Source organism: Paraclostridium tenue (assembly GCF_039521565.1).
Lineage (GTDB): Bacteria > Bacillota > Clostridia > Peptostreptococcales > Peptostreptococcaceae > Paraclostridium > Paraclostridium tenue.
The window spans coordinates 68,017-84,656 of sequence record NZ_BAAACP010000001.1 but is presented as its reverse complement, the minus strand read 5'-3'; the positions used below and the strand labels follow the sequence as shown (position 1 = coordinate 84,656).

Annotated in this window: 14 protein-coding genes and 2 other annotated features; all 14 genes read right to left on the bottom strand. The window is 28.4% G+C overall.

Annotated features, from left to right (window positions below; translation table 11 throughout):
- Nucleotides 1-5: 5 nt before the first annotated feature.
- The 14 genes from ABFX13_RS00405 to ABFX13_RS00340 all read right to left on the bottom strand — a co-directional run bounded on the left by ABFX13_RS00405 (nt 6) and on the right by ABFX13_RS00340 (nt 16,596).
- On the bottom strand, nt 6-704 hold the full coding sequence (locus ABFX13_RS00405; RefSeq protein ID WP_346041001.1) for a 5'-methylthioadenosine/adenosylhomocysteine nucleosidase: 699 nt from the start codon (nt 702-704) through the stop codon (nt 6-8).
- Nucleotides 705-752: 48 nt separating this feature from the next.
- Nucleotides 753-994: a binding site (T-box leader), on the bottom strand.
- A 118-nt stretch (nt 995-1,112) separates the two neighbouring features.
- Complete coding sequence (locus ABFX13_RS00400) at nt 1,113-2,801, bottom strand: AbgT family transporter (protein ID WP_346040999.1); 1,689 nt, start codon at nt 2,799-2,801, stop codon at nt 1,113-1,115.
- A 280-nt stretch (nt 2,802-3,081) separates the two neighbouring features.
- Nucleotides 3,082-6,189 (bottom strand): isoleucine--tRNA ligase, encoded by a 3,108-nt coding sequence (gene ileS, locus ABFX13_RS00395; RefSeq protein WP_346040996.1) that lies wholly within the window; start codon nt 6,187-6,189, stop codon nt 3,082-3,084.
- A 56-nt stretch (nt 6,190-6,245) separates the two neighbouring features.
- Nucleotides 6,246-6,478 (bottom strand) — a binding site (T-box leader).
- Nucleotides 6,479-6,543: 65 nt separating this feature from the next.
- Complete coding sequence (locus ABFX13_RS00390) at nt 6,544-7,053, bottom strand: DivIVA domain-containing protein (RefSeq protein WP_187006213.1); 510 nt, start codon at nt 7,051-7,053, stop codon at nt 6,544-6,546.
- Between the two features lie 12 nt (nt 7,054-7,065).
- The gene (locus ABFX13_RS00385) at nt 7,066-7,851 is read right to left on the bottom strand and encodes a YlmH family RNA-binding protein (RefSeq protein WP_346040994.1); all 786 of its coding nucleotides are present in this window, start codon (nt 7,849-7,851) and stop codon (nt 7,066-7,068) included.
- Nucleotides 7,852-7,872: 21 nt separating this feature from the next.
- Nucleotides 7,873-8,124 carry a YggT family protein gene (locus ABFX13_RS00380; protein WP_346040992.1) on the bottom strand — a complete coding sequence of 84 codons (252 nt, stop codon included), beginning with the start codon at nt 8,122-8,124 and terminating at the stop codon, nt 7,873-7,875.
- A 23-nt stretch (nt 8,125-8,147) separates the two neighbouring features.
- A complete protein-coding gene (locus ABFX13_RS00375) occupies nt 8,148-8,618 on the bottom strand; it encodes a cell division protein SepF (RefSeq protein WP_346040990.1) in 471 nt (156 codons plus the stop codon).
- A gap of 28 nt (nt 8,619-8,646) precedes the next feature.
- The gene (locus ABFX13_RS00370) at nt 8,647-9,351 is read right to left on the bottom strand and encodes a YggS family pyridoxal phosphate-dependent enzyme (RefSeq protein ID WP_346040988.1); all 705 of its coding nucleotides are present in this window, start codon (nt 9,349-9,351) and stop codon (nt 8,647-8,649) included.
- Between the two features lie 8 nt (nt 9,352-9,359).
- Nucleotides 9,360-10,577 carry a biotin/lipoyl attachment domain-containing protein gene (locus ABFX13_RS00365; RefSeq protein WP_346040986.1) on the bottom strand — a complete coding sequence of 406 codons (1,218 nt, stop codon included), beginning with the start codon at nt 10,575-10,577 and terminating at the stop codon, nt 9,360-9,362.
- A 122-nt stretch (nt 10,578-10,699) separates the two neighbouring features.
- Nucleotides 10,700-12,172, bottom strand: coding sequence for a stage IV sporulation protein A (gene spoIVA / locus ABFX13_RS00360; RefSeq protein ID WP_346040984.1), 1,473 nt, complete (start codon nt 12,170-12,172; stop codon nt 10,700-10,702).
- A gap of 83 nt (nt 12,173-12,255) precedes the next feature.
- A complete protein-coding gene (locus tag ABFX13_RS00355) occupies nt 12,256-13,278 on the bottom strand; it encodes an NAD(P)H-dependent glycerol-3-phosphate dehydrogenase (protein WP_346040982.1) in 1,023 nt (340 codons plus the stop codon).
- Between the two features lie 29 nt (nt 13,279-13,307).
- A complete protein-coding gene (gene plsY / locus ABFX13_RS00350; RefSeq protein WP_346040980.1) occupies nt 13,308-13,919 on the bottom strand; it encodes a glycerol-3-phosphate 1-O-acyltransferase PlsY in 612 nt (203 codons plus the stop codon).
- A gap of 11 nt (nt 13,920-13,930) precedes the next feature.
- Nucleotides 13,931-15,253, bottom strand: a complete 1,323-nt coding sequence (der, locus tag ABFX13_RS00345) for a ribosome biogenesis GTPase Der (RefSeq protein WP_346040978.1) — start codon at nt 15,251-15,253, stop codon at nt 13,931-13,933.
- A 14-nt stretch (nt 15,254-15,267) separates the two neighbouring features.
- The gene (locus tag ABFX13_RS00340; RefSeq protein WP_346040976.1) at nt 15,268-16,596 is read right to left on the bottom strand and encodes a DUF512 domain-containing protein; all 1,329 of its coding nucleotides are present in this window, start codon (nt 16,594-16,596) and stop codon (nt 15,268-15,270) included.
- Nucleotides 16,597-16,640 lie beyond the last annotated feature (44 nt).

Below are 16,640 nucleotides of genomic sequence, written 5' to 3'. Positions count from 1 at the left end.
TCCTCCTATATATTTTTTAACATTCTAAGTACTATATCCTTAGAATTATAAGCAGCTTGTTTTACAAATTCTTCATAAGTTACATCAGCACTTCCATCTGCTTTATCAGACATAGCTCTTATTACTACAAATGGAGTATTGTTTACATGACATACATGTGCTATAGCTGCTCCTTCCATTTCTCCACAGTATCCATTAAATTCTCTTACTAACTCATCTTTTAATTCTTTGCTGCTTATAAATATATCTCCACTTAAAACTCTTCCTTTTAAAACCTTGTGAGTTTTTACTTCTTCTTTTGATGATTCATATGCAGCATTTATTAACTTTTCATCAGCCACAAATATAGAATTTTCCATTCTAGGAATCATACCTTTTTTATCTCCAAATACTGTTGTGTCAAAGTCATGTTGAATAGCATCTGTTGAAATAACTATATCATATACATCTAATTCTTCATTTAATGCTCCTGCAACTCCTGTATTAACTACTGCATCAACTTTAAATTCACTTATTAATATTTGAGCACATAATGCTGCATTAACTTTTCCTATACCACATCTAACTAAAACAACATCTTTTCCTTCTAATTTTCCTACAAAAAATTTTAAACTTGCTTTTTCCACAGTTTCTTGGATATCCATTATATCTTTTAATATATCTACTTCTTCATCCATTGCACCTATTATTCCTATTTTGTTCATTTTTATTTTCCTCCTATGTATTTTTAAATAAAAAAATCCGTCCTAAATTAATAGGACGGATATAGTTTCCGCGGTACCACCTAAATTATATACATAATTATAATATGTATATCTCTTTATATACTCTGCTATAACGTGCAGTCACGATATCAGCTACTCTTTAATATTTTTAAATTTCACTTAATTCCTCCAAGGTCCATTCACTAGATTTATTTATATTGAGCTCTCAGCATCCTCAACTCTCTGTATTAAATATTTACCTAATTACTAATCCTTTTCATAGGATATATATATTTTATTTTAGTTTTATTGTTTATTTTATATAATATGTTTTAATGGTTAAAAAGTCAACTGTTTAATTTTTAAAATAAAAAAAGAGCAAAGAATATATTCTTTGCTCTTATATAATTAATTTATAAAGAATTGAGTTCCTGGTCCTATTGGTATTCCTGTTAATGCCCAAATTATAGCAAACAAAGTCCATCCTATTAAAAATGCCATTGATATTGGCATCATCATACTCATTAGGTTTCCAACCCCAAAATCTTTTTTATACTTTTGTCCAAACACTACTATAACCCCAAGATAGTTCATTAATGGTGATATTATGTTAGTAGATGAATCTCCTATACGATACATTAATTGTACACCTGCTGGAGAAAACCCTGCAACCATTAACATTGGAACAAATATTGGTGCTAAAAGCCCCCATTTTGACGATGCTCCACCCATAAATAAGTTTACAAATGCAGTTAAGAATATAAATGCCACCATTAATACAATAGACATAAACATATTACCTTCTGGTATAAGTGAAACTAACTTAGCCCCTAATGACGCAACTAATACTCCTAGGTGAGAATCATTAAAATAGTTTATAAATTGTGCAACAAAGAATAATATAACTATTATTGGAGCCATATCAGCCATTGCTTTACACATAGCTGGAACTATATCTGAACTCTTTTTAAATTTACCAGATTTAAATCCATATACTAGTCCACTTATAGCAAATATAACAAACATTAACATGATTACCATATCGCCTTTGAAGAATATAGAATCTAAGAAACTATCTACAGTATTAAGAGTTGCTGTTCCATCTGAATTAACTACCCATAATTTAACATTAGTTGATAAGTCTCCAACTAATGGTATTTTATTACCTGTATCTATTGGTAATGCAGCTAAAACTATAAGTCCTATAACTAATAATAATATTTTATTTGTAAATTTATAAGCTTCTCTTTCTTTTTGAGTTATTTCATGATCTTCTTCAACATCAGCTTCTTTTTTGTTATAAGTCCCTAATCTTGGTTCTACGAATTTATCAATTACTAATGTTCCTAATATTATAATTACAAGAGTTGATCCCATCATGAAAAACCAGTTACTTGTTACTGAAAGTCCACCTGCTAAACTCGTTCCTACCATAGCATCTCCAGTTTCTGCTGCCGCTTGAGTAAATGGTAATAATAATGCATCAGTAGAACTTACAAAAAGGTTTGCACTAAATCCACCTGAAACCCCAGCAAAACCTGCTGCAAGTCCAACTAATGGATGTCTTCCTAAAGTATAATACATCAGTGCTGCAAGAGGTATTAATACAACATATCCTGCATCAGATGCCATATTAGACATAACCCCTAAGAATATAACAACTGGTGTTACTAATTTAGAAGGTGTTGCTGCAACTATACTCTTCATTGCAATTGATAAATATCCACTTTGGTCCATAAGTCCTATTGCTAACATTATTATAAGTATAGTCCCTATTGCATACATATTCATAAAGTTGGCTATAGCAGTACCTATTACATAAGATAATCCATTTGAATATCTTTCTGCTACTGTAGTACCATTTGCACCTACTTTTAATACTTCAATTGGATCTTGCCCTAATAAGTTATTTATTGGAAAATCTCCAAGTGGTGTATGAGCCACTACCCCAAACGATCCCAGCACTGCCGATAATACCAATACAAATGCAGCTATGTACATAAACATAAGTACTGGATGAGGTAATTTGTTACCAAGCTTTTCTATAGAGTCCATAAAAGCTTGTACTTTAGTTTTTTTCTTACTTGCTGTACTCATTAAACTTCCTCCCTGTTGTCTTTTAAAATATAATTTTTAATACTGTTATATTTTATCATATCAGGCAAGCATTTTCATAAATTTTAGAAAATTTCTTATTTTTTATTTTTTTCTATATTTTTCGTCATTTTTTGCATTAATTTATTTAGATTTGTTTTAATATTACTTATTATTTTTAAATTGTATACAATATTTTTTACATTTCCTGCATATTTTTTTGTGATTCTTGCAAATAAAAAAGTCCCTAGATAAATTCTCTAGGGACTTTTTGAATTTTAAATTATTTTTTTATAACCTTTATACCAGTCATATGGTCATTTAAGTTATGTTTTTCTATAGATTCATCTTCAACTCTATTTATATCTATAGCTAAAGTTTCTGATTTTATATACTCAGAATATTCATTTATAGCATTAGCTATTTCATCATCTGAGCAATAATCTATTTCTATATTATCTAAAACATCAAAATCATTAGATTTTCTTAATTGTTGTACTTTAGATATGAATTCTCTTGCATACCCTTCATTTATTAAAGCTTCATTTAAAGTTGTATCTAATATTACGAATAAATTATTCTCCATAGTAACATTAAATCCTTCTTTTGCTGATATGTTTATTAAAACATGCTCTTTGTTGAAGTTAAATTCTTCACCATCTATATCTACAGTTATAGATTCTCCAGCTTCTAATTTAGCTACAACTTCACTTGCATCAAGTTTATTTAATGCACCTGCAAAGAATTTCATTTTAGCACCAAGTACAGGTCCTAATACTTTAAAGTTTGGCTTTAATGTAAAGTTCATGTATTCTCCTAAATCTTTAGCAAATACAACTTCTTTAACATTTAATTCTTCTTTTATTAAATCTACAACATCATTTATAGTATCTTCATATTTTCCATCTACTAATACTTTTTGTATTGGTTGACGAACTTTTATTCTTGTAGCTTCTCTTGAAGCTCTTCCTAATGTAACTAAGTTTTTAACTAAGTCCATTTTTTCTTCTAAGCTATTATCTATTAAATCCATATTAGCTTTTGGATAAGTAGATAAATGAACTGATTCTTCATTAGTTAAGTTTCTATATATTTCTTCCGCTATAAATGGTGTAAATGGAGCTATTAACTTGCAAAGTTCTGTTAATATTTCATAAGTTGTATTATAAACTGATTTTTTATCCTCAGTTAATTCTGTAGCCCAGAATCTTCTTCTTGAACGTCTTATATACCAGTTAGATAAATCTTCATTTATAAACTCTTGTATCATTCTTACAGTTTTATTTAATTCAAATATTGCTAAGTTTTCTTCAACTTCTTTCTTTAAGTTGTTAAACTTAGATAATATCCATCTGTCAAGTTCTGGTCTATCTTTATATTCAACAAAGAATTCAGAAGGATTGATTTCATCAGTATTTGCATATAATGTAAAGAAGTTATATACGTTTTTCATAGTTCCTAAGAACTTACTTTGAACTTCTTTTAATCCATCTTCATCAAATCTTGTTGGAGTCCATGGTGGAGATACGTATAATAAGTACCATCTTAATGCATCTGCTCCATATTTATCAAATAATTCAAAAGGATTTACAGTGTTTCCTCTTGATTTACTCATCTTTTTACCTTCTTTATCTAATACTAGATCGTTAACTAAAACTCTCTTATATGGAGCCTTGCCTGTAACGAAAGTAGATATAGCAAGTAATGAGTAGAACCATCCTCTAGTTTGGTCTATTCCTTCACAAATAAAATCTGCTGGGAATAACTCATCAAAGTTTTCCTTATTTTCAAATGGATAATGATGTTGTGCAAATGGCATTGATCCACTATCGAACCAACAGTCTATAACGTCTGTTACTCTCGTCATAGTACCACCACACTTTTCACACTTAAAGTGTATATCATCAACGTATGGTCTGTGTAATTCTATAGTTTCTGGATCTATATTTTCTATAGCTTTTTCTGCTAATTCTTTTCTTGATCCAACAGATTCTTTATGTCCACATTCACACTTCCATATATTAAGTGGAGTTCCCCAATATCTACTTCTAGATATCGCCCAGTCATTTAAGTTTTCTAACCAGTTACCAAATCTTCCTTCTCCAACAAAGTTTGGATACCACTCAACAGTTTTGTTATTAGCTATTAATTGATCTTTTAGCTTTGTCATTTCTATATACCAGCTTGGCTTAGCATAGTATAAAAGTGGAGTTTGACATCTCCAGCAGTGTGGATAGTTATGAGCTACCTTCTCTTTACCGAATAATTTATTTTCTCCGTGTAACCATTTTATTATCTCAACGTCTACTCCATCTTCCATTACGAATTTACCTTCCCATGGAGTAGTTGTAAATTTACCTGCTTCTGAAACTGGTTGTAATACTGGTAAATCATACTTTCTACCTAAGTTGTAGTCATCTTCACCAAATGCAGGTGCTGTGTGAACTATTCCTGTACCATCTTCAGTTGTTACATAATCACCACATGTTACGAAGAATGCTTTTTTATCAGCTTCAACAAATGGCATTAATTGTTCGTACTCAACGTACTCTAAATCTTTACCTTTTAATTCTTCTATAACTTCGTAGTCTTCTCCTAAAACCTTATTAGCTAAAGCTTTAGCTACATAGTAAACTTCATCATTTTGTTTAACTTTTATATAGTCTATTTCAGGACCTACAGTTAATGCTACGTTTGATGGTAATGTCCAAGGTGTTGTTGTCCATGCTAAGAAATACTCATCAGCATCTTTTCTCTTGAACTTAGCTATTACTGTATTATTTTTTATTTCCTTATATCCTTGTGCAACCTCATGAGATGCAAGACCTGTTCCACACCTTGGGCAATATGGAAGTATCTTATGACCTTCATATACAAATCCTTCTTTATTAAACTTATTTAATATCCACCATACAGACTCTATATAATTGTTATCTAGAGTTATATATGGATTATCTAAGTCTATTTCATAAGCCATTCTTTCAGTCATTTCTCTCCATTGCTTTTCAAATGTGAAAACTGACTCTCTACATTTTTTATTAAATTTATCTATTCCATAAGCTTCTATTTGTTGCTTATCTGATAAACCTAATTCTTTTTCAACTTGTATTTCAACTGGTAATCCGTGTGTATCCCATCCAGCTTTTCTTTTTACTTGATATCCATTCATAGTTTTATATCTACAAACAGAGTCTTTAAGTGTTCTAGCTATAACGTGATGTATTCCAGGATTTCCATTTGCTGTAGGAGGTCCTTCGTAGAATACAAAACTTGGATCATCTTTACCTTTTTCTAGAGTTTTCTCTAGCATATTTATGTCATTCCAGTACTTTGATACTTTAGCTTCAGCTTCTTTTACAGAAGAATCCACTAGTGACTTAAATTTAGCCATTCTAATCCACCTTCCTTTTTTTATTTTAAAATTTTACATAAAAAAACCCGCCCCAATAAAGGGACGAGTTATTACTCGCGTTACCACCCTAATTTTACATATATAAATTAAATATCACATATGTAACACTCTTTCAATATAACGGTTTTTAACCGGCACAGCTTAATAGTTTTACCGTTCAGCCTGCAGCTTAGGAGTGATTTTCACCTTTATAAATTTATTGGTTCTCAGCTTTTTCCAACTCTCTGTAAAATTATCTAAAGACTACTCTCTCCATCATAGCTTTTATCTATAAATATAATATTGTATATGTATGAAATTTTATAATAAATTTTTCAAATAGTCAATATCTTTTTACTCTAATGCATCTGATAATTCTTTTTGAAGTTCATCTATTTTTTCTACACTGCTTTCATCTATATCTGAGAAAATGTCATCTACACTTCTTATTTCATCTTCTAGTAGTGATTTGAACTTATTTCTAAATATCTTAAATTCTTTAACAAGAGAGTCATATTCTTTTCTAATTTCAATTACTCTATTGTTAGCTTGTTCAATTATTTGTCTTGATCTAAGCTCAGCTTCTTCTACTATTATTTTAGCTTTTTTATTAGCTGCACTACATGTATCCTCTGCTGCTGTTTGTGCAGTTATAAGTGTAGCTTTTAATGTTTCTTCTATATTTTCATACTTGTTTATTTGATCATTATACATTCTAATTTTTTCTTTTAAGTCCAAATTTTCTCTATATATATTCTCAAAATCTTCTTTTACTATATCTAAAAATTCATCTACTTCATCTTCTCTATATCCACGTATACCTTTTTTAAATTCCTTATTTTCTATTTCTACTGGAGTCAGCATATGTTCCCCTCCCTATACTATTAGTTTTACTTTTACCTTTATTTTGCCTTTTTTAGTAATATCTCCTATATCTTCTATTATAGCTCTACCTTTACCTCTTACAGATATAAGATTTTCCCGCTCTAATATTTTCGATGCAGAAGTTATTTTTTCATAATCTACAAATACCTTTTCTGCATTTATAAGTTTTAAACTTTCTTGTCTTGAAATATTATATATACCACTGATTAAACAATCTAACCTCTGAGAGGTTACTGTAAAAGATATTTCTTTAAATTTAGGTTTTATGTAAACTATATCTTTTTTACTTATTTCCTTTATAGTTACATTATTTCTTGAAACTTTATTTAAATTTATTATTATAAAATCAGCTATATCTTTACTTACTATTACTTGACAAAAGTTGTCATGTATATTTATATCTCCAACTTTCTCTCTTTTTATACCTAAATTAAGTAAAGCTCCTAAATAATCTTTATGTTTTACTTCTTTAAATTTAAAATTTCCTTCTATTTGCAATACTTTAATTGATTCTTCTATATCTTCATAATCCATATAATATGGATATATACATATTAACATCCTTTCAGCTTCATTAAATCCACCATCAACAGTATATTTAATGTCATTGAAGTTATTTAATATAGATATAGCATTTTTAATTTCATAAGGATTTAAAAAATCAGTATATTTTACATCATAATTTTTCATACAGGAATATGCTTTATCTATGACCTTAAACATTTTATTTTTTAAATCAATATCTTTGATATGATTTGTAAGTGTTATCTTATCCATAAATAATTCCTAAATTTTAATTTACAATATATATCCTATTAACGCATTTATAAGTTGTAATGCAAATAAAGCTACTATAGGAGAGAAATCTATAGGCCCTTCAAAATATCTATTCATAACATTTCTTATAGGTCCTTCTATAGGCTCTGTTAACATTCCTATTATATTATAAGCTTTTGATTCTATAGCACCTGGAATCCACGTCATAAGTGCTCTTATTACTATTGCAAATTGAATAATATCAGTTAAAACAAACAAAGAGTATTTTATCATATTATACCTTACTCCTTTTTTTATTATTTATTTTGCCATGGGAAAAAAGCTTTACTTTCTAATTCTTTTTTCATATTTGCATCTATATCTACATTATTAGGTGCTAATATAAATATAGCTTTAGATACTTTTTGTATACTTCCATCTAATACATATACAGCTCCATTCATAAAATCAAATATAGATTTACGAGTAACCGCATCATCTAAATTCTCTAAATTAACTATTACAGCTCTTCTTTGCTTTAATTGATCTGCTATAGATGTAACTTCTTCGTATTTTTTAGGTTCTACTATAACAACCTTCATTTGTCCTGCTGTATGTATATTTACTATTTTGTTACTTTTAGGTTGTGTTATAGCTCCAACTCCACTACTTAAATCTTCTGATATTTCTATTTCTTCTTCTATTTCTTCTATCTCATCATCCATAAAGTCTTCTTCTACTTCATCAGTCATCCAATCTTTTATTTTACTTATGAAACCATTTCCCATTATTAACATCCTCCATTACATATATTAATTATTTTTTATTATAATTTCTTTTTCCAAATATCGAAGTCCCTACTCTAACAAAAGTAGCTCCTTCTTCAACGGCTATTTCAAAATCGTTACTCATACCCATAGATAGCTCGTCCATAGATACACCTTCTATATTTTCATTATCTATAGTAATAGATAATTTTTTTAACTTTTTAAATACAGATCTTATTAGTTCTTTATCATCTGTATTTGGAGCCATAGTCATAAGACCCTTAATTTTTATATTAGGATAATTACTTGCTATAGTTTTTATAAAACTTACAGCATCTTCCTCATAAATACCATGTTTACTATCTTCTTTTGATATATTTACTTGAACTAAACAGTTTATTGTTCTATCAATTTTTTCTGCTCTTTTTTGAATTTCTTCACATAAAGATAATCTATCTATTGAATGTATCATATATACTTTATCAATTATATATTTTACCTTGTTGGTTTGTAAACTTCCTATAAGGTGCCATCTAACTTTATCCCCTATAACTTCAAATTTTCTAGATAATTCTTGTGGTTTATTTTCACCAACATCTGTTGCCCCACATTCAATTGCTTCATTAATAGCATCTATATCTACTGTTTTGGTTACTGCTATTAATTTAACATCTTCTTTATCTCTATTTGATATTTTACAAGAATTATTAATTTTCGTTTTTATATTTTCTATATTAGATTTTATACACTCCATTTAATCACCTACTTTATCCCAAAAAATTTTTTTAATTTAGGATTTAATATTATTTCATCATAAATACTTATAGTATTTATTCCATTTATATCATTTTTATAATGGTCAATGATTATATATTCTTCACTATCATATAAATTTCCTTTTATCTCTACAAATTTTGCGTCCCCAGTTTCTGATATAGCATATACGCCTTTTTTACCATCAACACTTATTATTGACTTCTTAGGAACCTTTAACCCCTCCATTGACTTATATATTATATCAAATTCTTTAACTCTTGTATCGTAAATTTCCACATTTTGTTCACTTATCTCAAATATTGCAATATAATCTTTTCCATCCTTATATATATCATATACGTTACTATTTATTTTTTCAATCTCACTAGACAATATAATTTTCTGACCTACATCTAATTTTTTAACTTCTTCTTCGCTACAACTTATAGCAACATACTGCTTTAAATTTTTTATAACTCTTGCCAATGTTTCATCCTTTTTAACTTTATTTTTTTGTTGTATATTTTCATACTTACTTTGCGTATTTTCTATATCCTCTTTTTTTATTTCACTTATTTTATCAATTGTAAATTTATCTTCATTGCCATCAAATTTATAGGATACAATGCCTGAATTTTTAGCTTTAAATAACTCTGAATTTTTACTTATTATACTATTGACTTCTTTTTCTTCAAGTTTTTTATTTTCTAATGATTTACTATTTAAATCACTTCCAATTATATAATTTTTATCTTCAATTAATTTACTTAAATTTTCTATGTCTTTTCTTACATCTATATTACCATTTAATAATTTTTTCTGTATACTATTACAAGCTTTATTTATATGATTATTTAAATTTTTCACATCTGATTTAACTATATTTGTATTTCCTTTTTTTATATTTGATATATCTTTTTGTAATTCACTTAATTTATTTAAAACTTCTTTATTAACATTTTCATTATAAATATAAGCTATATTATCATTTTGCTTTACTCTTTCACCTTCTTTAATACAGTATTTTATATTTCCAGACATGCTTGAATTTAATAGATACTCATCTCGTATAATTAACCCCCTTTTTTTAAAACTCTCTTGTATAGTTTCATTCTTTAAAGTCAAAGTATCCATATTCTTTTTTATTGCTATACTAATTATATTTGAACCTATATAAATTAATATAAAAACTAATATAATCTTAGTTAGTTTTAATTTCCTCAATATATCTCCCCCAATACAAAAAAATGTATATTATCTATTTCTTCAATTAAAATACAACTCCTTCTTATATTAAAATTAACAATTATAAAGGCACATACGAAATTCGTATGTGCCTTTATAATTTATAAAATAATAGTTATTATATTTGAGCAACCATCATTAATTATTTTTTGTAAAGTCTTTTGTATTTTTACTCTCACATCATCTGGCATCATATATAATTTACTTTGTAATTGATCTTTTACCAAATCATGCAATGACTTACCAAACATATTATATTCCCATATTTCATTTGGATTTTCTTCAAATCCTTTAAGAAGACTTTCTAACATTTCTTTTCCTTGTTGTTCAGTACCTACACCAGGTGATATTTCAGTTGAGATATCAGCTTTAATCATATGAATAGATCCAGCTTTAGCTCTTAATCTAACACCATATTGTTTTCCTTGTTTAACTATTTCAGGTACATCTAGTGTAAGTTCATCTAATGTAGGTGCAACTAATCCGTATCCTTTTTCTCTTACATCCATTAATGCCTGTTCTACCTTTTCATATTCTGTATTAACTTTAGATAACCTAGTTACTAAGTTTAATAACTCATATTCTCCATCTATCTTAAATCCACTTTTTTCCTCTAACACGTTATAGAATAAATCTTTCTTAGTTCCTAAGTTTATACTTATTATACCTTCTCCTAATTCAACATTGTCAACTTGAGTTTCTTCTAAAAAGTCCAATTCTTCAAATCCTTTTATAATGTTATTTACATCTCTTATAACTCCAACATCATCTATACTTTGCTTTATTGCAAATATTATATTATTTTTTATCCAATGATTTTTTTCTAAACCTTCTATCCATTTAGGGAAGTTTATATTTATTTCATTAACTGGAAAATCATATAATACATTTTCCATAACTACTTCTATATCATCTTCATCCATAGCTAAAACATTTAACGGTATTACTGGTTTATCATACTTCTCCTCTAATTCTCTTTTTAATTCTAAAGTTTCCTCAGCATATGGGTTTAAAGTATTTAAAACTATAACAAATGGTTTTTTAAGTTCATTTAACTCCTTTATAACTCTTTCTTCTGGCTCAGCATATCCTTTTCTATCTATTCCTGTAACAGTTCCATCTGTAGTCATCACTATCCCTATAGTAGAATGATCTCTTATAACTTTTTTTGTTCCTATTTCTGCAGCTTTTTCAAAAGTCATAGCTTCATTAGACCATGGTGTAGATACTAATCTTTGCTTACCATCTTCCTCATGTCCTAAAACTCCATCAACTATGTACCCAACGCAATCTACCATTCTAACTTTCATAGACACATTTTCTTTTATTTTTATTTCTACTCCATCCGCTGGAACAAATTTAGGTTCAACTGTCATTATAGTTTTTCCTGATCCACTTTGAGGTATTTCATCTTTTGTTCTTTCTCTTTTAAATTCATTTTCTATATTAGGTAAAACTAATAACTCCATGAACTTTCTTATAAATGTAGATTTTCCTGTTCTAACAGGTCCAACTACACCTATATAGATATCCCCCTGAGTTCTTTTTGCTATGTCCTCATATATATTATTCATCTATAACCCTCCTGCATACAAATTCTTAATAAAGTATATTTTCGTATTTAAAATAATATTACAAAAACAAAAAAAAACTAGACTTAAATGTCTAGTTTCTCTTCAACTACCTCTTCAACTTCATGAGTTCTATTTCTCATCATTAACTCATCAACTACTTCATCTGGATTAGCACCCTTATGTAACACAGAATAAATAGCATTAGTTATAGGCATTTCTATATTTAAATTTTTAGCAACTTCATAAGCAACTTCTGTAGCTGTAATTCCTTCTACAACCATTTTTACTTCTTTTAGCGTTTCATCCAAGCTTTTACCTTGTCCTATAAGTATTCCGGCTCTTCTATTTCTACTGTGCATACTAGTACAAGTTACTATTAAATCTCCTATACCTGATAATCCTGAGAAAGTAGATGTTTTGGCTCCCATTGCTACTCCAAGTCTACTTATCTCTCTTATACCTCTAGTCATAAGAGCTGCTTTAGCATTATCTCCATATCCTAATCCATCACATATACCTGCTCCAAATGCTATTATATTTTTTAAAGCTCCACCAAGCTCAACTCCAACTACATCTGGATTAGTATAAACTCTAAACTTAGGACTCATAAATATGTCCTGTATTTTTTCTACAGTAGTTAAATCTTTCGATGCTACAACTACAGTAGTAGGTATATCTCTAGATACTTCTTCTGCATGAGATGGACCTGAAAGAACAACATATTTACATTCAGGCAATTCTGTTTCACACACTTGTGAAAGTCTTAATCCAGTTCCTTTTTCTAAACCTTTAGCAACATCAACTAATATTTGGTTTTTGTTCACATATGGTTTTATTTTCTTACATATATCTCTTATTGCTTGTGAAGGTACTGCTAATACTATTACAGAGCTATCATTTATAGCTTCTTCTAAATCAGTAGTAATATGTATATTTTGTGGTATATTAACTCCAGGAAGATAATCTGTATTTTCCCTAGTATTATTTACTTTTTGACACTGATCTTCGCTTAGAGTCCACATTGAAACATTATAACCTTTTTTAGCTACTACAAGAGCTAATGCAGTTCCCCAGCTTCCAGCTCCTAATACGCATATTTTTTCCATAGAAACACCCCCTAGGTACAAACAAAGTATTATTTTTTATCTCCTATTTTTCTTTCTGTTCCATTTAACAATCTTTTTATATTTTCTCTATGCTTAAATATTACTGATATAGATAAAAATAGTGTAACAGCTAAGCCTTTATAATTTCCTATAAAAAGCATTATTATAGGAGATGTACATATACTAACTACAGACCCTAAAGAAACATACTTAGTTATATATACTATAAGTATAAAAAATGCAAAACAACTTAAAGCTATTATTGGATTTACAGCTATCATAGCACCTAAAGACGTAGCAACTCCTTTTCCACCTCTAAATCCTAAGAAAACTGGCCAATTATGTCCTATTACAACAGCTACAACTGCTATATAAGCTGCATTACTTGCATCCATATGAGCAAGGTATGCTATAAATTTAGCTATAAATACAGCAATTACACCTTTTAGTAAATCACCTGCGAAAGTCATTATTCCAGCTTTTTTTCCTAAAGTTCTTAAAACATTTGTTGACCCAGCATTTCCTGAGCCTTGTGTTCTTATATCAACGCCCATCATTCTCTTAGCTATTATATAGGAAGTAGATATACTTCCTATACAATATGAAATAATAATTATAATTAGGTAATTTATCATAATCATCCCTCTAATTCTTATCTTCTCTTTTCTTTATAATCAAATCTAACAGGTGTACCTTCAAATCCAAAGTTTTCTCTTATTTTATTTTCAAGATATCTTTGATATGAGAAGTGAGTAAGCTCCTTATCATTTATAAATAAAGTAAACTTAGGTGGTTGTGTTCCTGTTTGAGACCCATAGTAAATCTTTAATCTCTTACCTTTATCTGAAGGTGGTTGATTAAGAAGTACAGCTTCTCCTATTACATCATTTAAAGTTGATGTTGGAACTCTCTTAGCATGTTCTTCAGCTATATATACTACTGTTTCTAAAATTTTATTCATTCTTTGATTAGTTTTTGCAGATACAAAAACTATTGGAGCATACGCCATGAATGGGAATTTTTCTCTTATTTCTTTAGTATATAGACTCATAGTTTTGTCATTTTTCTCTATTAGATCCCATTTATTTATTACAAATAAACAAGCTTTACCTTCATCGTGAGCAATACCTGCTACTTTAGTATCTTGTTCTGTTACTCCTTGTTCTGCATCTATAACTATAAGTACTACATCAGCTCTATCTACAGCACTCATAGATCTTATTACACTATATTTTTCTACATTTTCGTATATTTTGCTTTTTCTTCTAAGTCCTGCAGTATCTATTAAAAGGAACTTATGATCTCCTTTTTCTAAATAAGTATCAATTGCATCTCTAGTTGTTCCTGCTATAGGACTTACTATAACTCTTTCTTCTCCTAATATATTGTTTAATATAGATGATTTACCAGCATTAGGTTTACCTGTTATAGCTACTCTTATTATATCTTCGTCATACTCTGTATTTAATCCTTCTGGGAAGTTAGCTACAACTTCATCAAGTAAATCTCCAAGTCCCATACTATTTGCACTAGATATCGCAAATGGAACTCCTAATCCTAATTCATAAAAATCATATACATTATCAAATTGTCTTTGACTATCAATTTTATTTACAACCAATATAACTGGTGTATTAGTTTTTCTTAACATTTGAGCTACTTCTTTATCTGCTGCTGTAAGCCCAGCTTTTCCATCAACGACAAATAATATAACATGTGCCATATCCATAGCAAGCATTGCTTGATTTCTCATTTGAGATAATATTATATCATTACTGTCTGGTTCTATACCTCCAGTATCAACAAGTGTAAAGTATTTATTTAACCATTCAACCTCTGTAAATATTCTATCTCTTGTTACTCCTGGAGTATCTTCTACTATCGATATTCTTTTTCCTGCTAATTTGTTAAATAATGTTGATTTACCAACATTAGGTCTTCCTACTACTGCAACTACTGGTCTATTATCACTCATAATAATCTCCCTTCTTATTTTAATATCTTATCAACGAAATCTTTTCCTTCATTTAAACAAGGAACTATCTCAATATTCATTGTGTTTTTTAATTCTTCTAAAGTTATATTATCTAAAAATATTTCTTCATCTGCCTTAAGCATACTTCTTGGTATATATAAAGTTTGTCCTAAATCTTTTTCTTTTAATTGATCTATTATATCTGTTGCTGTTATTAATCCTGCTACAGTTATTGTATCACCAAAGAAATTATTTATTATTTTATATACCTTTATTTCTACACCTTTACACTTTTGCATTATACAATTTGCCATGTCTTTTATAAACTCATATGCTGAATGTCCTGTAGCTATAGATACTTTCTTAGTTATATTCATTTTTTCTTGAGGTATAGTTTCTAAGTAATCTTTTATTTCTCTTTCTAATTTCCTTATCATACCAACCCCATTTTCAAATTGTATGAACCCTTCATACTCATCATATTCTAAAAGTTTTTTATTAGCTATCATGTAAAACTCATCAGATAAGAATATAAACCTAGTTCCTAGTTCTTTAAGATACTTTTCTTGTAACTTATGAACTAATTCAATTGTTTCACCTGCTGTTTTCTCATTATATATTTCTAAATGAGGAAGATGTTCTCTGTGTTTAGTTATACCTACAGGAACAGCAGCTGCACTATTTACATATGGATATAATTTTGTTAAATCTGATATAGTTCTTTCTAACTCTTCTTTATCATTATACCCTGGGCATAAAACAATCTGGCAATTCATTTGTATTTGTGCATCAGCTAATCTTTTCATAATTTCATATAATCTACCTGCAAACTTATTTTTTATCATAGTTTGTCTTAGTTCTGGATTTGTAGTATGAACAGATATATTTATAGGACTTATTCTATATTTAATTATATTATTTATATCTTCTTCACTCATATTTGTAAGAGTTACGAAATTACCTTGTAAAAATGATAATCTTGAATCATCATCTTTAAAATAAAGGGTTTCTCTCATTCCTTTTGGTAACTGGTCTATGAAACAAAATACACATTTATTTCTACAACTTTTTGCTTTATCTATTATAGGATTTGTAAATTCTATACCTAAATCATCATCATAGTCTTTTTCTATTTCATATATATATATTTCATTATTTTTCTTTTTTATTTCAACTTCTAAGTACTCATCACTTAATAAAAATTTATATTCTATTATGTCATGTATAGGTTGATCATTTATAGAAATTAGTAAATCTCCAACTTCTATGCCTAACTCGTATGCAATACTGTCTTTATATACTTTACTTATTATATTATTTACATTTTTTACGTTTACTTCCATAAATTTCACCACTTTTCCTTTTAAGTACATCACATTATATTAAC